At 72.0% G+C, this 21,629-nt stretch carries 20 protein-coding genes and 1 pseudogene; 10 read left to right on the top strand and 11 right to left on the bottom strand.

Annotation, left to right across the window (positions count from 1 at the left end):
• Nucleotide 1: 1 nt before the first annotated feature.
• A complete protein-coding gene (locus tag ACMXN5_RS36920) occupies nt 2-1,414 on the bottom strand; it encodes a glycosyltransferase family 2 protein (protein ID WP_439679256.1) in 1,413 nt (470 codons plus the stop codon).
• 245 nt (nt 1,415-1,659) lie between these two features.
• Here ACMXN5_RS36920 and ACMXN5_RS36915 point away from each other — a divergent pair, with 245 nt between their 5' ends.
• Nucleotides 1,660-3,054 carry a glycosyltransferase 87 family protein gene (locus ACMXN5_RS36915; RefSeq protein WP_439679254.1) on the top strand — a complete coding sequence of 465 codons (1,395 nt, stop codon included), beginning with the start codon at nt 1,660-1,662 and terminating at the stop codon, nt 3,052-3,054.
• Nucleotides 3,055-3,071: 17 nt separating this feature from the next.
• Here ACMXN5_RS36915 and ACMXN5_RS36910 read toward each other — a convergent pair.
• Nucleotides 3,072-3,164 (bottom strand): annotated as a pseudogene (locus ACMXN5_RS36910) (hypothetical protein); the annotation flags it as partial.
• A gap of 266 nt (nt 3,165-3,430) precedes the next feature.
• On the opposite strand from ACMXN5_RS36910, the gene ACMXN5_RS36905 reads away from it, so the two are divergent.
• On the top strand, nt 3,431-4,114 hold the full coding sequence (locus tag ACMXN5_RS36905) for a hypothetical protein (protein WP_439679253.1): 684 nt from the start codon (nt 3,431-3,433) through the stop codon (nt 4,112-4,114).
• 68 nt (nt 4,115-4,182) lie between these two features.
• Entirely contained in the window at nt 4,183-4,761 is a 579-nt protein-coding gene (locus ACMXN5_RS36900; RefSeq protein WP_439679252.1) for a TetR/AcrR family transcriptional regulator, read from the top strand.
• A 71-nt stretch (nt 4,762-4,832) separates the two neighbouring features.
• On the opposite strand, the gene ACMXN5_RS36895 is transcribed toward ACMXN5_RS36900, so the two are convergent.
• The 3 genes from ACMXN5_RS36895 to ACMXN5_RS36885 form a co-directional block, all read right to left on the bottom strand.
• Nucleotides 4,833-7,034, bottom strand: a complete 2,202-nt coding sequence (locus ACMXN5_RS36895; RefSeq protein WP_439681354.1) for a beta-glucosidase — start codon at nt 7,032-7,034, stop codon at nt 4,833-4,835.
• 309 nt (nt 7,035-7,343) lie between these two features.
• Entirely contained in the window at nt 7,344-7,562 is a 219-nt protein-coding gene (locus ACMXN5_RS36890) for a ferredoxin (RefSeq protein ID WP_439679251.1), read from the bottom strand.
• Nucleotides 7,559-8,815, bottom strand: a complete 1,257-nt coding sequence (locus ACMXN5_RS36885) for a cytochrome P450 (protein ID WP_439679250.1) — start codon at nt 8,813-8,815, stop codon at nt 7,559-7,561. The genes ACMXN5_RS36890 and ACMXN5_RS36885 overlap by 4 nt, the downstream gene beginning before the upstream one ends.
• Nucleotides 8,816-8,952: 137 nt before the next feature.
• Between ACMXN5_RS36885 and ACMXN5_RS36880 the strand changes: the two genes are divergently transcribed.
• Nucleotides 8,953-9,576 (top strand): TetR/AcrR family transcriptional regulator, encoded by a 624-nt coding sequence (locus ACMXN5_RS36880; RefSeq protein WP_439679249.1) that lies wholly within the window; start codon nt 8,953-8,955, stop codon nt 9,574-9,576.
• A 70-nt stretch (nt 9,577-9,646) separates the two neighbouring features.
• Here the strand turns inward: ACMXN5_RS36880 and ACMXN5_RS36875 are convergent, their stop codons facing one another.
• Nucleotides 9,647-10,567: a LysR family transcriptional regulator gene (locus ACMXN5_RS36875; protein WP_439679248.1), complete on the bottom strand. Its 921-nt coding sequence runs from the start codon at nt 10,565-10,567 to the stop codon at nt 9,647-9,649.
• Nucleotides 10,568-10,885: 318 nt separating this feature from the next.
• On the opposite strand from ACMXN5_RS36875, the gene ACMXN5_RS36870 reads away from it, so the two are divergent.
• The 5 genes from ACMXN5_RS36870 (at nt 10,886) to ACMXN5_RS36850 (ending at nt 15,088) form a co-directional block, all read left to right on the top strand.
• Nucleotides 10,886-12,136, top strand: coding sequence for an MFS transporter (locus ACMXN5_RS36870; RefSeq protein WP_439679247.1), 1,251 nt, complete (start codon nt 10,886-10,888; stop codon nt 12,134-12,136).
• A 153-nt stretch (nt 12,137-12,289) separates the two neighbouring features.
• Nucleotides 12,290-12,685, top strand: coding sequence for a nuclear transport factor 2 family protein (locus tag ACMXN5_RS36865; protein WP_439679246.1), 396 nt, complete (start codon nt 12,290-12,292; stop codon nt 12,683-12,685).
• Between the two features lie 102 nt (nt 12,686-12,787).
• Nucleotides 12,788-13,171: a MerR family transcriptional regulator gene (locus ACMXN5_RS36860; RefSeq protein ID WP_439679245.1), complete on the top strand. Its 384-nt coding sequence runs from the start codon at nt 12,788-12,790 to the stop codon at nt 13,169-13,171.
• 204 nt (nt 13,172-13,375) lie between these two features.
• Nucleotides 13,376-14,134 carry a CmcI family methyltransferase gene (locus tag ACMXN5_RS36855; RefSeq protein ID WP_439679244.1) on the top strand — a complete coding sequence of 253 codons (759 nt, stop codon included), beginning with the start codon at nt 13,376-13,378 and terminating at the stop codon, nt 14,132-14,134.
• 228 nt (nt 14,135-14,362) lie between these two features.
• Nucleotides 14,363-15,088: a GNAT family N-acetyltransferase gene (locus ACMXN5_RS36850; protein ID WP_439679243.1), complete on the top strand. Its 726-nt coding sequence runs from the start codon at nt 14,363-14,365 to the stop codon at nt 15,086-15,088.
• A gap of 94 nt (nt 15,089-15,182) precedes the next feature.
• On the opposite strand, the gene ACMXN5_RS36845 is transcribed toward ACMXN5_RS36850, so the two are convergent.
• The 5 genes from ACMXN5_RS36845 to ACMXN5_RS36825 form a co-directional block, all read right to left on the bottom strand.
• Entirely contained in the window at nt 15,183-16,169 is a 987-nt protein-coding gene (locus ACMXN5_RS36845; RefSeq protein ID WP_439679242.1) for an aldo/keto reductase, read from the bottom strand.
• 75 nt (nt 16,170-16,244) lie between these two features.
• Nucleotides 16,245-16,709, bottom strand: coding sequence for a GNAT family N-acetyltransferase (locus tag ACMXN5_RS36840; protein ID WP_439679241.1), 465 nt, complete (start codon nt 16,707-16,709; stop codon nt 16,245-16,247).
• A 112-nt stretch (nt 16,710-16,821) separates the two neighbouring features.
• The gene (locus ACMXN5_RS36835) at nt 16,822-17,625 is read right to left on the bottom strand and encodes a peptidoglycan-binding domain-containing protein (protein WP_380009577.1); all 804 of its coding nucleotides are present in this window, start codon (nt 17,623-17,625) and stop codon (nt 16,822-16,824) included.
• 235 nt (nt 17,626-17,860) lie between these two features.
• Nucleotides 17,861-18,667 carry a DJ-1/PfpI family protein gene (locus tag ACMXN5_RS36830; protein ID WP_439679240.1) on the bottom strand — a complete coding sequence of 269 codons (807 nt, stop codon included), beginning with the start codon at nt 18,665-18,667 and terminating at the stop codon, nt 17,861-17,863.
• A 400-nt stretch (nt 18,668-19,067) separates the two neighbouring features.
• The gene (locus tag ACMXN5_RS36825) at nt 19,068-19,985 is read right to left on the bottom strand and encodes a MerR family transcriptional regulator (protein WP_439679239.1); all 918 of its coding nucleotides are present in this window, start codon (nt 19,983-19,985) and stop codon (nt 19,068-19,070) included.
• Nucleotides 19,986-20,112: 127 nt separating this feature from the next.
• Between ACMXN5_RS36825 and ACMXN5_RS36820 the strand changes: the two genes are divergently transcribed.
• Entirely contained in the window at nt 20,113-21,609 is a 1,497-nt protein-coding gene (locus ACMXN5_RS36820) for an alpha/beta hydrolase (RefSeq protein ID WP_439679238.1), read from the top strand.
• The last annotated feature ends 20 nt before the right edge of the window (nt 21,610-21,629 follow it).

Genomic DNA, 21,629 nt, shown 5'->3' with positions numbered 1-21,629 from the left:
GTCAGGCTTCGAGCGCGGTGGGTACGCCCGCGAGCTCGATCTCGGCGTTGCGCCGGGTCTTCGCCCAACCGTTGCGGCCGCGCGCGAGCCGGAAGGCGGCCCGGCAGGCGACCACGAACAGGTGGTAGGTGTACAGCCACATCAGGACGCCCCAACCGAGTCCGGTGAGCCATCCGCGGTCGGCGTGCACCCGTTTGCGATAGGCCAGACCCCACGCCACCATCGGCACCGCGGCGAGTACGAACGCGGCGGCCATCACCGGCCCGAAGCGGAACTGGAAGTCGGCCGTCTCGTCGGGGAACACGATCAACCCGACCCCGGTGATCGCCAGGGACAGTGGCGTGAGCAGCACCAGCAGGACGCACACCAGCGGCTGGAGGAAGGTGTAGAGCACCTCGGCCTTGCCCGACCAGCGGTAGTGGGGGGACGCCAGCACCCGCCGCGTGTAGCGCAGGCACTGGAGGTTGCCCTGGGCCCAGCGGGTGCGCTGGGCCAGGAAGCGGCGGGAGGAGGGCAGGCCCTCCTGGGAGACCTGCGCCTCGGCGACGTGGGTGAGCCGCCAGCCCGCCAGGCGCAGTTCGAGGCCGGATTCGTAGTCCTCCAGCAACGCGCGCTCGGGCCATGGCCGACCGTCGTCGCCCGCGAGCGAGTCGAGGGCACTGAGCCGGACGAACTGACCGTTGCCGCCCAGTCCGACACTGCCGGTACGCCGGCGCAGCAGCTGCATGCCGGTGTTGTTGGCGCGGAACTCGATGTCCTGCATGCGGACCAGGAGCCGGGCCCGGGCGTTGGCGAACCGGCCGCGCTCGGGCAGCGGGCGCGGGTCGTCGACGTTGCGCATGCGTACGCCGATCTGTACGGCGCCGGTGTCGGGGCGGCCCATCGCCTTGTCGGTGCAGACCATCGCGAGGGCGCCGGGGTCGAGCCGGCCGTCGGCGTCGATCACGCCGACGATCATCCGCGCGGGATCGGCGTCGGCGGGGAGCCAGGCGCGGATCTCGCGGTAGGCGGCGTTGAGCGCGGCGCCCTTGCCTATGCGCGCGTCCGGGCGCCGGCGGTTGACCAGGTGCACCCGCTCGTCGTGCTCGGCGGCGGCCAGAACCAGCTCCGCGGTGCGGTCGTCGCTGTGGTCGTCGACGATCCACAGGTGCGCGTGGGGGGCGGAGCGACGCAGGCCGGCGAGGGTCTGCGCGACCACGGCCTCCTCGTCGCGGCAGGGGACGACCAGGTGCCACGCGAAGGCGGTCGGATCGCCGGGATCGGCCGGGCGGTTGTGCCGGAAGGCGTGCCGGGTGCCGGCCCAATAGATCAGGAAGCGGCCGAACACCAGCAGCATGTAGACGAGCAGGCCGAGGGACAGCGCGGTGGCCGCCCAGAGAATGCCGGTCTGGTGGGCCAGGACGTACTCACGCACAGCGCCGGGGATGAAACTACCTCCAGTTCGAATCCAAGGCACATGTGCTCACGTAGTTGTTATTTGGTGCACAAAACGCCTCATGCACCATTGAATCTAAGGCAAATTCGGACAATTTCCAACCCGGAAGCCACGTGGCGCGCCTCACCCCCGACCGACACGCAGGTGCCGACAGCCGCACCGGCACCCGCCCGACGGGTTAGTTTCGTCCCATGAGACGACCCGTCGGGTCCGGTTCACATCCCATGGTTCGGCGAGACGCCTCGGTGCCCCCGCGCCTCGGACCGGCCGCGGCGTGGGTGCGGTGGGGATGGCTCGGGGAGCGACGGCGGATCGTCGGATGGACCCTCGCCTGCGCGTGCTCGATCGCCGTATATCTGTATGTGCGCCACCTCAGCCACCCGTCCATGGTCGACCTCGTCGTCTACCGCGCCGAGGGTCTGGCGGTGCGCGACGGGATCGACCTGTACGGCCCGCTGAACACGCCGCACGGCCTGCGCGCCACCTATCCGCCGTTCGCCGCGCTGCTGTTCGTGCCGTTCACCTACCTGCCCCTGCGGGTGCTGCTCGGGGTCGGCGTCGCGGTGAACCTGGTGCTCGTCGCGGTCGTGGTGCGCCTGTCGATGCGGCTGGTGGATCCCGAGGGGCGTCGGCTCGGGCCGGCGGTGGTGCCGGCGGCCACGACGTTCGCCATCTGGTTCGAGCCGGTGTTCACGACCATGCGGTACGGGCAGGTCAACCTCGCCGTGGCGGCCATGGTCCTGTGGGACTTCACCCGGCCGCGCGGGGCCGCGCTGCGCGGGGTGGTGCTCGGGATCGCGACCGGGATCAAGGTCACCCCGGCGGTGTTCGTGGTGTACCTCCTCCTCACCGGGCGGCGCCGGGAGGCGGGCACGGCGCTGGCGACGGCGGCGGCGACCGTGGCGTTCTCGGCGATGGTGCTGCCGGGGGTCACCCGACGGTTCTGGACCGACCTGGTCTTCGATCCGGAGCGGGTCGGGCGGCTGGAGAACGCCGCGAACCAGTCGATCCGCGGCCTGCTCACCCGGCTCGCCGGCACCCGGGACCTCGGCCTCGGCTGGACCGCGGTGATCGTCGTGCTGAGCCTGCTCGGCCTGGGCTGCACGCTGATCGCGTACCGGCGGCGCGGGGACGCGTGGGGCCTGCCCGCGTGCGCGGTGACCGGGCTCCTTGCCAGCCCGATCTCGTGGAGCCACCACTGGGTGTGGTGCGTACCCATCGCCCTGCTGCTGTGGACCACGCTGCACGGCCCGCACGCCCGGGCGCACACCGCGCTGTTCGCCGCTCTCCTGGTCTTTCCGAGCTTCCTGGTCTGGTCGGTGCCACACCTGCCCGACCAGGAGTGGCACATGACGGATTTCGAATTGTTCCGCTCGTCCTGCTATGTGGCCTACGGCCTGGCCTTCGTGCTGGTGGCCGCCCACCCGGGTCACGTACGGCCGGCGCGCGGCTACACCATTGCGAGCACCGTCAGGCCGGCGGACGGCACGAGGGCGCAGAGCGCGCCGACGCGGCCGGCGCGGCGGGCGTCGGGCCGGTCGGCGACGGTGCTCAGGTGCGCCCGGGCGGCCAGGGCGAAGCCGAGGCCGCCGGCGAGGAACCACGGCCCCCACAGGTAGGTGTACCAGCGCCTGACGCTCCGCAGGTCGGGGTCGGCGGAGATGACGTCGGCCTCCACGAGCACGCCGTGTACCACGAACTCCATGCCGTGCCAGGCGAGCAGGAACACCGCGCCCCACACGAGGAATCGCAGCACCCGTTCGCGGCGACGCCCTCTCCGGCGACGAACTCATGGGAGGGGTCTGCTGGAGCCGCCGAACCCCGCCCCAGGGGGGCACGGTCGGCGGATCCAACCCGTGCCCGCGCGTATGCCGCGCTCTGGGGCCGAGTTGACTGCCGGGTTTCGGCAATGACCCGTGCGGGAGCGCACCCTAGGCTCGGCGGATGATCGTCGGGCCGGTTCCCGGGGGGAATCGGTCGAGGTACGGAGGACGCATGGGCAGGATCCGCATACGCTCGGTGGCCGTCGCCGCGTTGGCGCTCGGAGTGGCCGCCGTCGGGTGTTCCACGTCGGAGGACGAATCCGGCGGCACCCCCACCCGGGTGAACACGGCGATGGGCGCGACCACGTTCCACGCCAAGGGGTCGACCACGGCGGTGGCCGGCGGCACCCAGGAGATCTGGTCCGACCCCCACCAGGGGCTGCACATCGTGATCACGATCGGTGGGACCGAACGGGCCGGCGAGATGTTCTGCCACGGCACGGACCTGTACATGAGCACCGACCTCGCGGTGGAATCGCTGCGCAAGGCGGGCGGTGCGGCCTACGACGTACCCGCGGATCTGAAGCAGTCCTTTGTGCGGGGACCCGCCAGGGACGGGTGCGGCATGTTCTACGAGGTCGCCTCCTCGGCCAAGGAGGACAAGAAGCTCGCCGCCACCGTCGCCGGCGTGCCGACCACCGCGATCGTCGCCCACCAGGGCACCACCACCGACACCTACTTCATCGCCGCCAAGGACAAGCCCTACGTGCTGCGCCTGGACTCCAACCGCGCCGGCCACGTCTCCACCACGACCTACGACTCCTTCGGCGCCCCGGTGACCATGCAACTGCCGACCGAGGACCGGATCGTCTCCATGAAGGACTTCCAAACGAAGGTGACCGCCCTCCCCCGATGACCCCACGCCCCCCGCTGCCTCGTTGTCGGGGTGAGGGTCGGGGGGTGGGGGCGCATTAGGGTGGCGGCATGGTGAAGCGTGGCCCGTATGGGAAGGGTGAGGCGAAGCGGCGGGAGATTCTTCGGGTCGCGCTGGAAGTTTTCGCCGAAGAGGGATACCGGGGAACCTCGCTGCGCAAGGTGGCGGCGCGGTGTGACCTGAGCCTGCCGGGGCTGATGCACTACTTCGCGTCCAAGGAAGACCTGTTGACGCAGGTGCTTCGGGCTCGGGACGAGGAGAACGGGCGGCTCTGGAACGAGTACCAGGGGCCCGATCCGCATCTGGAGATCGTGCGCGCGGGGGCGCGGGCGGCCGGGTTGATCGAGTTGTTCGTGTCGATGGCGGCGGCCGGCAGCGATCCGGAGCATCCGGCGCATGCGTTCTTCGCCGAGCGGTATCCGCGGGTGCGCGGGCAGATCCGGGAGCTGTTGGCCCGGCAGGCGCGCAACGGCGTGATCGAGAGCACGATTCCGCCGGAGCGGCTGGCGTCGTTGGTGCTCGCGGTGGCCGACGGCATCCAGTTGCAGTGGCTCAACGATCGTTCCGTGGACATGGAACAGGCGCTCGAAGACCTGTTGGAACTGATCGCGCCGCCACGCCCCGACTAGGCCCTGTTCCCGGGCAAGGGTGGGCGGGGAGCCCACGGGGAAGGGGTCCCCGCCCACCCGACTCGCCGCGCTCAGCCGACGGGGGCGGCCACGCGGTCGGCGAGTTCCGCGAGTTGGTCGTGGGGGATGATGCCGCCGGCGAAGTCGGCGATCACCTCCAGCGGCACGCCCTGCGCGGCGCGCAGCAACATCGGGTCGTCCGCCAGGCGCGAGGCGATCGCATGCTCCGTCGCGGCCAGGCACTCCAGGAGCAGCGGGCCGCCGACGGGGTGGGCCAGCCATTCGCCGAGCGTGCTGCGCAGGTCCAGGCCGGTGCGCGAGGAGTCCTCGACGTCGACCTCGACGGTCAGGCGCACGTCCCGCAAGGACGCCGCCGCCTCGATCCGGTAGGTGCCGCCCTCCACCCGCCAACCGTCCTCGCGCACGCTGTAGTAGGCGAGGTCGGTCCGGGCGAAGGACACCGCGACCTCGCGGCTCTCGCCCGCCTCCAGCCGCACCGAGGCGAAGCCGCGCAACTCGCGGACCGGACGCTCCACGCGGGACCCCGCCGGGGCGGCCGAGTAGATCTGTACGACCTCGCGCCCCGCCCGGTCGCCGATGTTGGTCACGGTGACCCGGACCGTGAACCCGGCGCCCTCGTCGGTGCTCTCCACGCGCAGGTCGCCGTAGTCGAACGTGGTGTAGGACAGGCCGTGCCCGAACGGGAAGGCGACCTCGCGGCGGGCGGCGTCGTAGCCCCGGTAGCCGACGAAGATGCCCTCGGCGTAGCGCACATGACCCTCGGAGCCGGGGAAGGACAGGAAGCTCGGCGCGTCCTCCAGGCGCAGCGGCACGGTCTCGGCGAGCTTGCCGGAGGGGTTGACCACGCCGAACAGCACCCGGGCGAGGGCGCCGCCGCCGGCCTGGCCGAGCAGGAAACCCTCGACCAGCGCGGGTACCCGGTCGTGCCAGGGGGCGGTGCGCACCACGCCGCCGTTGGACAGCACCACCACCACCTGCGGATTGACCGTCAAAACCCGCTCCAGCAAAGCGAGTTGGTCTGCGGGCAGGTCGATGTGCCCGCGGTCGAAGCCCTCCGACTCGTCCTGGCGGGCCAGGCCGAGGAAGAGGACGACGGTGTCGCTCGCGGCGGCCACGCGCACCGCTTCGTCGGCCAACATGGCTGGATCGGCGTCGGGTTCGGGACCGTCCGGCAGCGGGTATCCGGCCGCGAACTCGACCCGGGCGCCGTCAGCCAGCGCGCGCAGCCGGTCCAGCGGTACGTCCACCCGGGTCGGCGTCACCTGGGAGCTGCCGCCGCCCTGGAAGCGCGGGGTGCGGGCCAGTTCGCCGAGCACGGCGATCCGCCCGGCGGTCGGGTCCAGGGGCAGCAGGCCGCCGTCGTTGCGCAGCAACACCACGCAGTTGTCGGCGGCTTCGCCGGCGAGGCGGTGGTGGTCGTCGTAGGGCGCGGTCGAGCCGTCGCCGGCCGGCCGGGCGCCCCGGTGGGCGAAGCGGATCAGCCTGGCGACCGAGCGGTCCAGTACGGCCTCGTCCAACTCGCCGGAGTCGACGGCGGCGACCACCTCGCGGTCGGTACGGCCGCCGGTCGGAGGCATCTCCAGGTCGAGGCCGGCGCGCAGCGCGGCGACCCGGTCGCGGACCGCTCCCCAGTCGGACATCACCAGGCCCTCGTAGCCCCATTCGGCGCGCAGGATGTCGGTGAGCAGCCGGGTGTTCTCGGACAGGGTCACGCCGTTGACGCCGTTGTACGCGCACATCACCGCCCACGGATCGTCGTCGCGGACGATGCGTTCGAAGGCGCGCAGGTAGATCTCGCGCAGCGGGCGCTCGTCGATGTCCGCGCTGACCCGCATGCGTTCGGTTTCCTGGTTGTTGGCCGCGTAGTGCTTCAGGGTGGCCCCGACGCCGGCGTCCTGGAGGCCCCGCACCATCGCGCCGCCGAGCGCGGCGGAGTGCACGGGGTCCTCGGAGAAGTACTCGAAGTTGCGTCCGCACAGCGGCGATCGTTTGATGTTGATGCCGGGTCCCAGGAGTACACCGATGCCGTGCGCGGCGGCCTCGACGGCGATCGCGCCGGCGACGCGGTGGGCGAGTTCGACGTCCCAGCTGCTGCCGAGGGCGACGGCGGGTGGATAGCACGTCGCGGGTGCGGCGGGGCGCAGGTCGAGCTGGCCGTTCTGCGGGTCCTCGCTCTGGAGCCGCAGTCCGTGCGGGCCGTCGGACATGGTGACCGACGGGATGCCGGCAGCGTCGAGCCCCTTGGTGGTCATCTGTCCCGCACCGCTGGTCAGCGCGGCCTTGTCGGCGAGGGTGAGGTCGTGCTCCACCAGGCGACTCCGATCGATGGCTCCGTGGGCGGGCCGGGGAGGGCACCGCCCGGTTCGAAAACCATAAGGTGATCGGTTTTCATGGTCAAGGGTGCCCGAAGGGCGTCAGATCCTGGTGACCTCGGATTCGGCGACGTGTGGTTGATTCGTCAAACAAGCGGCGGTGACGGGACCGGGACCGGTCCCGTCGTCGGGCCGGTCCCGGGAAGCGCCGTTCCTCGTATTCCCCGGTGGTGCCGTTCCGTAGGGTTGCTATTCCTCGATGACGCGGAGCGCGCCGGAGGGGCACAGGTCGGCAGCCTGGCGGGCGGCACGGTGGGCGCGGGGTTCGGGGTGCGGCGTCAGTACGGTGACGAGGCCGTCGTCGTCCTGGTCGAAGAGTTCGGGTGCGCTCAGCGCGCACAGGCCCGCGCCGACGCAGACGCTCCGGTCGCCGATCACCCGCAGCGCGACACGTTCGGGGGCGGTCACCACGTCACCGGGAGTTCGTTGACCCCCTGGATCGAGGCGCCCGGCCGCAGTTTCACGTCCTCGACCGGGACGGCGAGTCGCAGCGTCGGTACCCGGTCGAACAACGCGGCGATGATCACTTCGAGTTCGAGGCGGGCCAGGTTCTGGCCGAGGCACTGATGGATGCCGTAGCCGAAGGCGAGGTGGTGACGAGCCGAGCGCCGGATGTCGAAAGTGTCCGGATCCTCGAAGACCGAACCGTCCCGGTTGACAATGGAGTTGGCCACGATCACGCCGTCGCCCGCGCGGATCAGTTGCCCGTCGATCTCGATGTCGGCGACGGCCACGCGCCCGCCCGCGATGTCGGCGATGGCGAGGTAGCGCAACAACTCCTCGACCGCGCCCGGGATCAGGGTCGGATCGGCACGCAAGGCGGCGTGTTGCTCGGGGTGTTCGAGGAGGGTGATCACGCCGAGCGAGGTCATCGACGCGGTGGTCTCGTGGCCGGCCACGAGCAACAGGACGGCGGTGTCGACCAGTTCTTGGCGGTCGAGCGCGCCCTTGGCCACATACTCCGTCACCATGTGGGACAGCAGGCCCGGACCGGGGTCTAGTTCGAGTCGGGCGATCAGGCCGCCGAGGTAGTCCTCCAGCAGGTCGCGCGCGGCCACCGCATCCGGCCCGTCCACGGCCTGGAGCAGGCGCCTGCTCGCGTCCTGGAACAGGTCGTGGTCGGCGTACGGGACGCCGAGCAACTCGCAGATCACCATGGAGGGCACCGGTAAGGCGAGCCGGGTGACGAGGTCGGCGGGCGGACCGTCGGCGATCAGGTCATCGATCGCGGCGTGCACGATGCGTTCCACATCCGGGCGCATGCCCTTGATCCGCCGGACGGTGAACTCGCTGATGGTCATCCGCCGTCGCGGCCCGTGCTCGGGCGGGTCCAGGGCGAGGAAGCCGGGCCTGCGGTTGCGCAGCGCGTACAGGCGGGGCGAGGTCAGGGGGAAGTCGGGGTTCGCGCGATTCGAGGACAGCCGGGGGTCGGCCAGGAGTTTCCGGGCCGCCTCGTACCGGGTCACCACCCACGCCGGGCGGCCGTCGTACAGGGTCACCCGACGCAGCGAACTCGGCGCGTCGCGTAGCGTGTTGTAGGTGTCGGGCAGTCGGTAGGGGCAGGTGCGGTCGCTCGGGAAGGCGGGAGCCTCGTCGGGGCCGGCCCCGGTCGGGAAGGTCGGGGTCTCGTCGGTGGGGAAGGTCGCAGCGGTCTCGGTCATCGATCCCCTCGCAGCCTTGATCTGATAGAGAACGAGTGGTTCTCTGCTTGGGAGGCTAGGCTCATCCCACAGAGAACGCAACGATCTCTCGATAACTTTGAGGAGTTGACCTGTCACCGAATGTCGGCCCGGTCGAGGTGAGTGTCGACCATCGCAAGGGGCCACGACGCCGCGGCGAGGAGCTGGAGAACGCCATCCTGACGGCGACGCTGGCCGAACTGATGGATTTCGGCTACGCCGGACTGACCATGGAGCGGGTGGCCGCCCGCGCTCGCACCGGTAAGGCCACGCTCTATCGGCGCTGGCCCAGTCGCGCGGAACTGGCCATGGACGCCTGCAAGTTGATCGGCGTGGGCGAGGGCGAACCACCCGACACCGGGGACCTGCGCGCGGACATGCTCGCGCTGTTGCGGGAGATGGCGGCCAAGCTGGCCGGTCCGCTCGGCGGCATCCTGCGCGGCCTGCTCGCCGAGACCACGCACGACCCCGAACTCGCCCGCCTGGTCCGGGAGCGGATGCATACGGTCGGCCCGGAACGGACCCGTCGGGTGCTCGAACGCGCCGTCGAGCGGGGTGAGATCGACCCCGCGGTGCCGACCTCGCGCCGTGCGGGCGTGGCCACCGACCTGCTGCGCAACGAATTCCTGCTGTTCGGGGCGCCGATCGCGGACGAGGTGGTGATCGACATCGTGGACGAGGTCTACCTGCCGCTGTTGCGGATGCGTTCGGCTCCGGCCGTCGGGCCCGAGCCGGGGGCGTGAGGGCGGGCGTCGACGCGGGTCCGGCCGGCGGATCGCGGCCTTGTCGGGCACCGCCCGGATCCGCCGGACATCAGGCCCGGCCGGGTCGGTTCGGGGACCGGCCGACGATCGAGCGGACCTCGGCGATCAGGCGGGCGACCAGCGGCTCGGGCGCACGTTCGGTCCACACCACGGCCAGGACCGACGGTGCCGCGTCCACGACCGGGATCCAGCGCACGCCGGCGGCCGGCGCCCAGCGGCCGATCGGTTCCGGGGCGAGCCAGACCGCGCGGCCGCGGGCGACGGTGAGCAGGGCATCCTCGATCTGGGCCACCACCTGACCGCGCGGCGCGGGCGAGCCGTCGGGGCGCGGGTCGGCGATCCAGTGCCGCTCGGCCTCGGCGGAGGTGAACACGTCCGGGCAGACCACCGGTTCCTCCGCCAGGTCGGCCAGGCTCACCGTGTCGCGCCCGGCGAGCCGGTGGGTCGGCGCCACCGCGACGACGCGCCCGTCGGTACGCACCTCCGCGTACCGCAGGCCGACCTCGCCGATCGGCAGCCACATGAACGCGATGTCGGCCGATCCCGCGTCCAGGAGCACCAGTTCCTCGCGGGGCGTGCGAACGGTGGTCAACTCCACGGTCAGCCCCGGCACCGCCGCCTCCAGCGCGCCGGCCACCTCGCCGGCGAACAGGGACGTGGCGTAGGGGCAACACGCCAGGTGCAGGGTGCCGCTCTGCCCCCGGGCCACCCGCTGCACCCGCTCGATCAGGCCACCCAGTTCGGCGACCACCGCCTTGCCGCCGGCCGCCAGTTCGTCGCCGGCGGAGGTGAGCAGGACACCCCGGTGGGTGCGGACGAGCAGATCGACCCGCAGGGCCCGCTCCAACTGCCGGATGTGGCCGGAGACCGCCTGCTGGGTCAGGTGCAACCGGGCGGCGGCGCGGGTGATGTTCAACTCCTGTGCGACGGCGATGAAGGACTCCAGGAGCCGCACATCCAGATCGATCATCACGTAAGCATACGGACGGCTTTGTCCGGGACGGATCGGGGCGGGTCGCAGCGGGGTGGGGCGGAACGGACCGGCGACGCGGGCCGGGTCGGGTGTGAGCGCGGCGGCGCGGGTGTGTGTCACAACGGGTCGTTGTGGCGGCCGTCGCAGTCGTTGTTTCCGCCGGTGTGGCCCCTGCGGGAAGGTGGGGGAGACACGGCGACGGCCGTGCCGTCCCCGCGAGCCGATCCGCACGCGAACCCCCCTCCGACACCACCCGTGGTGTCGCCCTGCCCGGCATCACCCTTGCCGGCAGCACCCTGACCGGAAAGCGCACCTGTGAGCACCGAAGCCCGCGCCGCCACGCCTGCCGTCCTCCACGCCGAAACCGGACCCGTCGGCGGCACCACCGGCGAGGCCGAACCCGTCGACGCGGCGCCCGAGCGTGTCCCCCGCAAACGCTGGTTCGCCGTTGCCGCGGTGGCGGTCGGTACGTTCTCCGTGGTCACCGCCGAACAACTGCCCGTCGGCCTGCTCACCTCCGTCGGCGGCGACCTCGGCGTCTCCGAGGGCACGGCGGGCCTGATGATCACCGTGCCGGGCCTGGTGGCCTCGGCCACCGCACCGCTGCTGCCGGTGCTGATCGGCCGGCTGGATCGCCGCGTCGTGCTGCTCGGGCTGATCACACTGATGGTGGTCGCCAACATCGTCTCGGCCACCGCGCCGAACTTCCCCGTGCTGATCGCCTCGCGCTTCCTGGTCGGCGTCAGCATCGGCGGATTCTGGTCGCTGGCGGCCGGGTTGGCCGTCCGCATGGTCCCCGAGCGGTACGTGCCCCGGGCCACCGCGATCGCCTTCGGCGGGGCCACCGCCGCCAACGTGCTCGGCGTCCCGGCCGGCACCCTGATCGGCGGACTCACCGACTGGCGCATCGCGTTCGTCGCCCTGGGCGGTCTGGGACTGGTGGTCGTGGTCGCGCTGGTCCTCCTGCTGCCGCCGATGCCCGCGTCACAACCGGTGCGACTGCGCACCCTCGGCGAGCAGTTCCGCAACCCGATCGTGCGCGCCGGCGTGCTGGCCACCTTCCTCCTGGTGAGCGGCCACTTCGCGGCGTTCACCTTCGTCAGCCCGATCCTGCAGGACCGGTCCGGGATCGACGAGAACCTGATCGGCCCGGTCCTGCTGGCCTTCGGCCTGGCCGGGATCGTCGGCAACTTCCTCGCCGGCGCCGCCGCCGGCCGCAACGTACGCGGCACCATCATCACCATCAGCCTCGCGCTCGCCGCGCTGTTGGCCCTGTTCCCGCTCGCGGGCGGCACGCGGTTCACCGGCGTCGCACTGCTCGTCCTGTGGGGCCTGGCCTTCGGCGGTGTCCCCGTCGGCGTACAGACCTGGATCCTCAAGGCCGCGCCCGACGCCACCGAGGCGGCCACGGCGCTGAACACCTCGATGTTCAACCTGGCGATCGCGCTCGGCGCCCTGTTCGGCGGCATCCTGGTCAACACCGTCTCCACCGCCGGCGTACTGCTCTTCGGCGCCGCCCTGAGCGTGCTCACCTCGCTCGCCGTGTGGGGAACCCGCCGGATCTGAGCCGGACCTGCCCCGGCCGGAACACGCGCCCCCGACCCGGAACGGCCATTACCCGCAGGGAATTGTCGGCCCCGGACGCCGGACGGAAGATTGTCGTCACGGGCCGCCGCACCGGCGGGCCGCAACCCCCCCCACACCCCCTGGAGGTTCGCCATGTCCGCAGTCAAGTCGACGGCCGAAGTCATCGCGCGGTTCAACGACGCGTTCACCAAGCACGACCCGACGCTGATCGAGGGCCTGGTCGGCGAGGGTTGTGTGATGGTCACGGTCCAGCCCGCGCCGGACGGGACCCGCTACGAGGGGCTGGAGGCGTGCGAGACCTTCTGGAAGGAACTGGCGGCCGACCCGAACGTCAGCTTCCAACCCGAGGACGTCTACGTCTTCGACGACCGCGCGGTGATCAAGTGGCGGGTGACATTCGCGTCGGGCGAGGTGAACGAGGTGTTCGGCGAGGCGCACGCCGAGTCCACCACCGTGGCGGGCGTCAACCTCATGCAGGTGCGCGACGGGCGCATCGTCGAGGGGCTGGGGTACAGCAAGACGCCGTGATCCGTGGCGGGCCCGACACGGGGCGGGCCCGCCACGGGGAGGCCGTCGACCCCGGGCGAACGGGGTCGACGGCCTGCGACACCCACCCGGCAGAATTCCGGTATGACCCCCACCGCGCCGCGCTATCTGACCCCGGCCGAGACGGCCGAGCGCTCCGGCTTCAGCCTGGACACACTGCGCTACTACGAACGCATCGGCCTGCTCTCCGACGTGGGCCGCGCGCCCAGCGGGCATCGCCGGTTCACCGAGCAGGACCTGCAATGGCTCGGCATCCTGCGCTGCCTGCGGGACACCGGGATGCCGATCGCGGACATGCGCCGCTACGCCGAACTGGCCCGCACGGGCGACCGGGAGTCGCTGACCGAGCGGATCGCCCTCCTGGAACGGCACGACGCCGCGGTGGAGGAGCAGATCGCGCTGCTGCGGGCGCAGCAGGGGCACCTGCGGGGCAAGATCGACTACTACCGGTCGGTGCTGCCGGACTGATCCCGAAAGCGGCCGGCCCGGAGGGGTCGTGTGTGCTCCCGGCGGACGACGGATGACCGCGCGGCGTTCGATGGCGGAACAATCCGTGTCGACAGCTCCGAAACCGGGCGCGACGGTGTGCTCTCCCGATATGGATGTACGGGCACGGGTACGGCTGCCGGAGCACTCCGGCCCGTCCGGACGCCGGGACAGGAGAGGGTCGCCATGACCGATACCCACACCGATACCGCCACCGACGACTTCGACGGTGACCGGTTGCCGCCGACCGTCGCCGCCGACCACGCGACGACGCTCCTGGAATACCGCCGCGCCCGCGGCCGGCAGCACGTCCGGGATTGGTACGCCGGTCTGCGGATCAAGAAGTTTCCCGAGGACCTGCGTGTGTTCGAGCACGTGCTGTGGTCCTCGCGGACACAGGTGGTGGTGGAACTGGGTACCCATCTGGGCGGCTCGGCCCTGTGGTTCCGCGACCGACTGCGCACCCTGGCCGGCTACGGCCGCGTCCCCGAGGCGATCCGGGTGATCTCGGTCGACCTGGACCAGTCGCGCGCGGCGGCGCTGCTCGGCTCCGCCGATCCGCACTTCGCGCGCGACATCACCCTCGTCGCGGGCGACGTCCGCGACCCGGGGCTCGCCGAACGGGTCGAGCGGGCGATCCCGCCCGGCGCGCGCTGTCTGGTCGTCGAGGACACCCTGCACGAGTACGACACGACCGCCGCCGCGCTGCGCAACTTCGCCCATCTTGTGCCCGACGGCGGCTTCTTCGTCGTCGAGGACGGCATCGTGGACGACCCCGACCTGTGTCCGCCCGACATGCCGGGCGGCGTGGTCCCGGCGATCGGCGACTGGCTGGCCGGCGACCAGGGCAGCGCCTTCACCACCCGCCGCGACCTGGAACTCTACGGCGTCACCAGCCACCCCCACGGCTGGCTGCAACGGGTCCGGCGCCACTCGGCACCGTAACGGCCAAGTGCGCGGCCGGTTGCGCGGGCCGGGTGCGCGGGAAAAGCGTTTGCGGGGGACGGGTGTTGTTCGGTAGAAAGTGCGGCCGGACCCCCGGCGGCAGATCGCCCCGGGGGACGTGACGACGAGAGGAGGGACACGCGATGTACGCAGTCATCACCACGCCCGTGTCCTCCCGGGGAACCGACCGAGTCTGACCCCGGAACGGGACGGGCGCTCTTCACCGGAGTGTGCCACGGCGTCGACGGTGTCCCGGCGGCGGAGCGCCCGGAGTTCGCGGCGCGCCTGGTGCGCACCGCGTTGTCCGACATCCTGCCCGCCGGAACCCGCCCGCCGGAATACACCCGCTTCGTCCCGCCCGACTGGCGCGAGGACACGCTCGTCGGCCCGGCCGTCCGGGCCCGCATGACGGCGCTGGAAAGCCTCGGCGCCCGGCTGCTCGTGGAGCGGTTGCGGTTGGAATGGCGCCCCGGGACGCCGATTCCGGAGCCGCGCGGCCGGCTGACGTTCCGTCCGGTGCACGATGCCGACGAACTGGTGGCACTGATGACCGGCGTCCTGGCGGGGACGTTGGACGCGCACGGGCGGGACGAGCTGACCCGAATGACCGCGCGCGAATCGGCGGTCGCCCAGTACGACGACGAACTGGCCCGCTATGCCGGCCCGAAGGAGTGGTGGCGCGTCGCGACGCTGCCGGACGGGGAGCCGCTGGGATTCGTGATCCCGGCGCACAACGGCTACAACCCCGTCATCGCCTACATCGCGGTCCTGCCCGCGTATCGCGGCAACGGCTACGTCGACGACATCCTGGCCGAGGGCACCCGTGTGCCGGCCGCACAGGACGTGCCCCGGATCCGCGCGGCGACGGATCTCGGCAACGTCCCAATGGCGAACGCGTTTCGGCGGGCGGGGTATGTCAACTTCGAGCGTGAGATCAACATGACCTGGCGCTGACGGGCCGGCGGGCGGGGACGCCGAACACGTCGTCCCCGCCCGCCCGTTCCGCCGGGTCCCGGTCGCCCGGACGATCCGCCGCCCGGGATCCGGCTCAGTGCACGTTGTCCAGCCGGGCGCGCTGATCCGGCGTCAGTTCCAGGTCCACGGCCGCCAGGTTCTCCGCCAACTGCGCGACGGAGGAGGCACCGGCGAGCGGGATGATCGGGAACGCCCCGCCGATCTGCCAGGCGAGCACGACCTGGTTCACCGTCGCCCCGACTTCCTGCGCGACCTCGCGCAACACCGCCAGCCTGGCGGGCGTGCCCGGGTGGTCGTAGTCCGGCGGCAGCGGCTTGTCCGGCCGCGCGTACGCACCGCCGAGGAGCGGCGAATAGGCGACCAGGGTCAGATCCGGCTCGGCGCGCAGGTAGCTCAGCAGCTCCGGACCGGCGTGACCGAGGCTGCCCTCGGGGAAGAGCGCGTCGGGTATGTCGTAGCGCGGGCGCAGATGGCTGTGCTGATACTGGAGCACCTCGTACCCCGGCACCCCCGCCGCCGCGGCGAGCGAACGGGCCCGCTCCACACGCCACATGGCGTGATTGCTCGCGCCCAACAGGCCGACCGTACCCTCGGTCACCAACTCGCCGAATGCCTCCACGGTTTCCCGCGGCGGCACGGTCCGGTCCTCGATGTGCGCGTAGAGCAGATCCAGCCGCTCCACCCCCAGCCGCTCCCGGCTCCGCTCCGCCGCCTCGCGAATCGCCTTCGCGGACAGGCCCTCGGGGTTGTCGATGTAGCCGGTGCCCGCCGCCAGCGGCGCCGCGCCCAGTTTGGTGGCGATGACGATCTCGTCCCCGACGCCGCGGCTGCGCCGCCACCGTCCGAGCAACTCCTCGCTCTGCCCGCCGAGTCCTCCGTCGACCCAGAAGGCGTAGTTGTCGGAGGTGTCGATGAACGTGCCCCCGGCCTCGACAAAACGATCCAACACCGCGTAGGAGGTCTTCTCGTCGGTCACCGACCCGAACAACATCGCCCCCAGCGCAAGCACACTCACCTCCCGACGCGTGCCCGAATCGACCCCGATGGTGCGGTACTTCATGGTGACCCCCAACGCCGCGGCCCGTGATGTCCCGGGCCCGAGGGCACGAGTCAACAACCTGGACCGCGCTCCAGGTCAACCCGCCGGTGCCGGGGGAATGGCGAATCGCAGTTCCGGGCGTTCCCAGTCGACCCTCGGGGGCGACGGGGCGATCGTGCCCACGCGCGTCGCGCCCAGCCGCCGGTAGAAGGCCTCGGCCGGGGGATGGGCGACCACACGCACGGCGGTGAGACCGGCTCGGCCGGCCTCGCCGATCATGTGCTCGATCAGGAGCCGGCCGACGCCCGATCCCTGCGCGTCGTCCGCCACGAAGGCCAGATCCAACTCCGGCGGATCCAGCACGAGGGCGTAGAAGCCCAGCGGCTCGTCGCCCGCGCCGACGGCCGCGAAGACCCGATGCCGGGCGATGTACTCGGCCGTGACCCGATATCCGGCGATGATCGACGCGTAGTGCCCGCGATAGGCGCCGGACCGGCCGACCAGCGACGTGAGCCGGTCCGCGTCCGAGGCGACGGCCCGCCTGATGGTGATCGACTGCATCCGTCGAAGCCTACCGGGCACCGAGTCGCCGACCGCGAGGTCGGTCGGGTCGGGGCCCGCGTCGGTCGGTTGACCGACCCGGGACCGAACCGACCGCCTCGCGGGTGGTGCGTCAGTCGACCCGGAAGCCGTGTTGGCCGGCCAGGCGGGTCAGCGATCGTTGGCCGGGGATGCCGTTGGCGTCCTGGCCGGAGTAGCCGAGACGGCGTTGGTAGGCGGCGTAGGCGTGGATCGTGGCGGTCCCGAAGGAGCCGTCGACGTAGGCGGACGCGAGCAGGCCCTCGGCCTGGAGCGCCTGCTCGACCAGGAGCACGTCGGTGCGGTGCGCCGCCGAGCCCTGGGGCGCGGGTGGGTCGAGGTGCGCGGAGTCGAGGATGTTGGCCAGGCTGACGGTCGGGATCCCGTCGCCCCCGGACGTACCGCGCGGATCGTGCGGATCGGCGGTGGGTGGGCAGCCGTCGGGGAAGCGCGGGGCCAGATAGCCGGTCACCCGCGCGTCGGTGCGCCTGAACGTATGCGAGTAGACGCCGTTGCCCTGGCCGCCGTCGCCGCCGGTCGGGATCGTGTTGCCGCCCTTGGTGTACACGTGGACGTCGTCGAAACGGACCACGATCTCGGTGTGCGCGCCGTTGCCGAAGTCGACCCAGGCGCCCCAACTCGGGTATTCCGACCACTGGTCGTGCGCGCGGGCCCAGTTCGCGAACGCGGTGACGTTGTCGACCTTGGGCACGATGTCCGCGAGGCCGACGTCGTTGTACATGCACCAGTCGAAGATGACGCACCACGGCACGCCGTCCTCGCCGAACTCCCGTCCCCACTTGGTGCGGTTGTCGTAACCGTCACGGGGGTTCCAGCTCTCGTATACGCCTTCCGGTACAGCTTGCAGATGTGCGATCAGGTCGTCCCATGTAGCCATGGGCGGCCCCCATTTCACGCCGGGTGGAACGTATCTCGATGGCCGGGGTGGGAGGTCCCGTTCCGGTGGACCCGAGTACACCCCGGGCGCGTTTCGCGGCCGCGGCACGAAACGCGCACTGACGTCGATCGGGGCATACCCACTGACCTGCGACGTGTACCACGAGTATTTGTTCGATAACGTGGCGTAGTCATATGGTCGTATCATCGGACTACGAGAACGATCACGAGAATTGCTACCGCGCGGCGGAGTCCTCGATCAACTTCAGGGCCAACGCGCGCAATTCGGCGTCCGCCCGCTCCGGGCTGCCGGTGTCGTACGGCGGATCCGGGTCGTACTCGACCGCCAACTGCGCGGCCTGGGCCACCCGATCGTTCGTCAACCGGGAGGTGAGGTGCAGGGCCATGTCGATGCCGGCCGAGACACCCGCCGCCGTGATGATCTTCCCGGCCTCGACGAACCGCCCCGGGGTGTAGGTGGCGCCGAATGCGGCCAGTTGCCCGCGCGAGGCCCAGTAGGTCGTGGCAGGCAGGCCGCGCAGCAGACCGGCGGCGCCCAGGATCAGGGCTCCGGTACACACCGACGTGGTCCACGTGGTGGTGCGGTGCATCCGGCGGATCCAGTCGAGGGTCTCGGCGTCCTTGCTCGCCGCCACCATGCCGGGGCCGCCGCCCGGCACGAGCACTACGTCGGCGCCGCGCACCTCGCGTAACGACCGTTCGGCGATCAACGCCACCTGCCCGGTGTCGGTGTGAATCCGCCCGGCCCGGCGCGCGACCATGGTCACCCGGGCGCCCGGAACCCGGCACAGGACCTCGTACGGACCGATCGCATCCAGCGCGGTGACCCCCTCGTAGAGCAACACGGCGATCCGCACCCGCCCCGGGCCGCGGTCGGCGCCGTCCGCGGCCTCCGGCAGCCATTCCTCCGAGGCCCGGGCCGTCCCCGACGCCCCGGCTGCGAGCAACCCCGCTCCCACGGCGGCGACGACCGCACCCCTCAGAACCCCACGACGACCCTCGTCCCGCTCGTCGTTCACCATCAGGACACCTCTCACTCGGCACGTGCTCGGCGTTCCCCCGTCGCCCATCAGTCGGCCGGCGAGCCGGCGAAGTTCCCGCGGACAGTGGGCGGTTCGCCGCTCCGGTCCCCGAATACCCCCCAGAAATCTGGGATTTCGCCGCACCGTGCACAGTCGCGAGGATGGCGACAGTGCGGTGCACGCGAGCGCGACCGCGCGGTCCGGGCGGCGACCGGACCGGGTGTGTCGCCCGCGCGCGGGCACGGGGGTTGCCGAAGCGGCGACCTGGGGGCGGAAGTGGCGCGCGCGCCGACGAGGTCGGCGTCGTATCGAACGCGCAGGGGCCGTGCGATCCGACGGATCGACGCGCTCGGGGCGCGCGCCCTTTCGATCCGGGACACGCGGACCACACCTTCGTCGATCAGGCCGCCGGTTCGGCGACCTGGTCGTTCAGCGCGGCGCGCAACCAGGTGTCCGTGGCCCCCGGGGTGGGCTCGGCCGGGTCGGTCAGCTCGGCGGCCAGTTGCCAGTAGCGGTCGATCCGGGTCTCGCCGACGAGCAGGCCGGCCAGCCGGCGCCGGAACGCGGGGGTGTCGGCCGTGTCCCACGAGCGGGCGTAGGCCGCGACGAAGCAGTCCAGCGCCTCGCCGGGTTGCGGCGGACGATGGGCGCGCAGCCCGGGTGCGGCGAGGGTGTGGGCTTCGACGAGACCGCCGAAGAGTACGGCCGGCCTCGGCCCGGTCCGCGGCCGATGCGCCGCCGGCACCCGACCCCCGGGCCCCGCGCACGGCCGAGTGACGAGCGCGTGCAGGCGGGCGAACGCCAACACCTGGGCCGGCGTCGGATCAGCGGGCGGTTGCGGCACCGAGCGGTCCACGATGGCCGAGACCAGCCGGGCCGGGAGCCGGGCGGGCAGCCAGCCCCGCCAGAACCGGGCCACCGGCGCGGTACTGGGCGGCACGGACACGGCGCCGACCAGCCGCAGCCGCTCGGCCCGCTCGTCCGGCGCACAGTCCCGGAGCAGGTGCAGCGCCGCCTCGCGCCAACGCAGCTCGGCCAGCCGCGAGCCGACCTCCCGGAGCTGCCCGGCGATGATCTCCTCCAGCGTGTCCTCACGATCGAGGAAGCGCCCCACCTCCGGCACCGGCAGGTCGAGACCGCGCAGCGAACGGATGGTCCGGAGCCGGTCCAACGCCTCCGGACGGTAGCGCCGATGGCCGCCGGCACTGCGCCCGGCCTCGGGCAGCAGGCCGCGATCGGAGTAGAAACGCACGGTCTTGACCGTCACGCCCGCAAGCTCGGCGAGCTCTCCGATGCTCCAGGTGTGATCGGTGGCCACGACTTGAACCTCCCTCAGGGGGAGTTCCTACGGTAGCGGCCCGCCCGGACCGGCCCCACGGCCGGTCGGCGCCCCGCTCGTGGGGCGCGTCGAGCGCGGATTCGGTATGGAACACGAAGGGACGACCATGACGGCGTTCGTACTGGTGTCGGAGGCCCACACCGGCGGGTGGATCTGGCGGGACGTGGCCGCCCGGTTGTCGGCGGCCGGCGACGAGGCGTATCCGGTCACGCTCACCGGACTGGACCATCGGCAGCCGGCGGGCCCGGACATCGACCTGGAGACGCACATCCGGGACGTGGTGGCCCTGATCGACCGCATCGACGCCGCGCGGCCGGTGGTCGTCGTCGGGCACGGCTACGGCATCCACCCGGTGCTCGGCGCCGCCGATCGGCGCCCGGACCGGGTGGCCCGGATCGTCTACCTGGACGCCGGCCTGCCACAGGACGGGGACCTGGCGCTCGCCGCGATCGCGGACGCGGCGACGCGCGAACGGCTGACGACGTGGGACGGGGATCCGGCCCTCCCGGCCCCGACGACGCGCGAGGACTGGGCGCGCTGGGGCGGCGTCGCGGACCTGTCCGACGCGGCGCTTGCCCGGCTGACCCGGTCGGCCGCACCCCATCCGGTGGGCACGCTCACCCGACCGCTGCGCCTGTCGGGGGCGGCGGCCGGGCTGCCGACCACGGGTGTGTTGTGTACCGGGAACGGGGCGAGCATCGCGCTCGTCGAGTCGCTGGTGGGCATGGGGAACCCGGCGCTGCAACGGCTGGTCGACCCCCGGGTGAGCTTCTTCGAACTCGCCACCGGCCACTGGCCGATGGTGTCCGCGCCCGGGGAAGTAGCCGACGTACTGCGCCGCGCGGCGGCCGACGAGGGCCACCGCCTGTCGGCGAAGCGGGAAGAGCCGAGCCACCTCGGGCCGTTCCCGCTGGACGTCCCCGCGTGCGACCGGGAGCGCGTGGGGCGGGTCGACCTGTACCTCCCCGACGACGAACTCCCGTGTCCGGCGGTGCTGTTCGTGCACGGCGGGCCGCTGCCCGAGGGTGCCCTGCCGACGCCGCGCGATTGGCCGACGTTCGTCGGCTACGGCCGGTACGCGGCGAGTGTCGGGGTGGTCGGTGCGACCGTGGATCACCGGCTGCACCGACCGGGCGACTACGACCGCGCCGCCGAGGACGTGGTCGCGGCGATCGAGACGGTACGGGCGCACCCGCGCGTCGATCGGGACCGGATCGCGCTGTGGTTCTTCTCCGGCGGTGGCCTCCTGGCCACGGACTGGCTCGTACACCCGCCGTCGTGGTTGCGCTGCCTGGCCGCGACCTACCCGATCCTGGCTCCCATGCCGAACTGGGGCCTGGCCGACTCCCGCTTCCACCCGGCGACGGCGGTGCGGTCGGCGGGCGAACTGCCGATCGTGCTCACCACGGTGGGCCTGGAGCGCGCCGAAATCGCGGTGACGGTACACGAGTTCCTGGCGGCCGGCGAGGCGGCCGAGGCGAACGTCGAGGTGATCCACCTCGCCGAGGCCCGCCACGGCTTCGAGGCGATCGACCACACCGAGGAGACCCGAGCGGCCGTCCGCCGGGCGATGCGAGTGGTGACCGGCCATGTGACGGGCTGACCGCAAGCGGCCCCGACTCT

Source organism: Embleya australiensis (genome assembly GCF_051903075.1).
Taxonomy (GTDB): Bacteria; Actinomycetota; Actinomycetes; order Streptomycetales; family Streptomycetaceae; genus Embleya.
Note: the sequence above shows the minus strand (reverse complement) of the source record. Positions and strands in the feature narration are given on the sequence as shown.

Bases quoted from the DNA above. Each gene is read 5' to 3' on its own strand.
- ACMXN5_RS36915 (WP_439679254.1), top strand. From the start codon at position 1,660: ATGGTTCGGCGAGACGCCTCGGTGCCCCCGCGCCTCGGACCGGCCGCG.
- ACMXN5_RS36905 (WP_439679253.1), top strand. From the start codon at position 3,431: ATGGGCAGGATCCGCATACGCTCGGTGGCCGTCGCCGCGTTGGCGCTC.
- ACMXN5_RS36900 (WP_439679252.1), top strand. From the start codon at position 4,183: ATGGTGAAGCGTGGCCCGTATGGGAAGGGTGAGGCGAAGCGGCGGGAG.
- ACMXN5_RS36895 (WP_439681354.1), bottom strand. From the start codon at position 7,034: ATGACCACCAAGGGGCTCGACGCTGCCGGCATCCCGTCGGTCACCATG.
- ACMXN5_RS36885 (WP_439679250.1), bottom strand. From the start codon at position 8,815: ATGACCGAGACCGCTGCGACCTTCCCCACCGACGAGACCCCGACCTTC.
- ACMXN5_RS36875 (WP_439679248.1), bottom strand. From the start codon at position 10,567: ATGATCGATCTGGATGTGCGGCTCCTGGAGTCCTTCATCGCCGTCGCA.
- ACMXN5_RS36865 (WP_439679246.1), top strand. From the start codon at position 12,290: ATGTCCGCAGTCAAGTCGACGGCCGAAGTCATCGCGCGGTTCAACGAC.
- ACMXN5_RS36860 (WP_439679245.1), top strand. From the start codon at position 12,788: ATGACCCCCACCGCGCCGCGCTATCTGACCCCGGCCGAGACGGCCGAG.
- ACMXN5_RS36855 (WP_439679244.1), top strand. From the start codon at position 13,376: ATGACCGATACCCACACCGATACCGCCACCGACGACTTCGACGGTGAC.
- ACMXN5_RS36845 (WP_439679242.1), bottom strand. From the start codon at position 16,169: ATGAAGTACCGCACCATCGGGGTCGATTCGGGCACGCGTCGGGAGGTG.
- ACMXN5_RS36840 (WP_439679241.1), bottom strand. From the start codon at position 16,709: ATGCAGTCGATCACCATCAGGCGGGCCGTCGCCTCGGACGCGGACCGG.
- ACMXN5_RS36835 (WP_380009577.1), bottom strand. From the start codon at position 17,625: ATGGCTACATGGGACGACCTGATCGCACATCTGCAAGCTGTACCGGAA.
- ACMXN5_RS36830 (WP_439679240.1), bottom strand. From the start codon at position 18,667: ATGGTGAACGACGAGCGGGACGAGGGTCGTCGTGGGGTTCTGAGGGGT.
- ACMXN5_RS36820 (WP_439679238.1), top strand. From the start codon at position 20,113: ATGACGGCGTTCGTACTGGTGTCGGAGGCCCACACCGGCGGGTGGATC.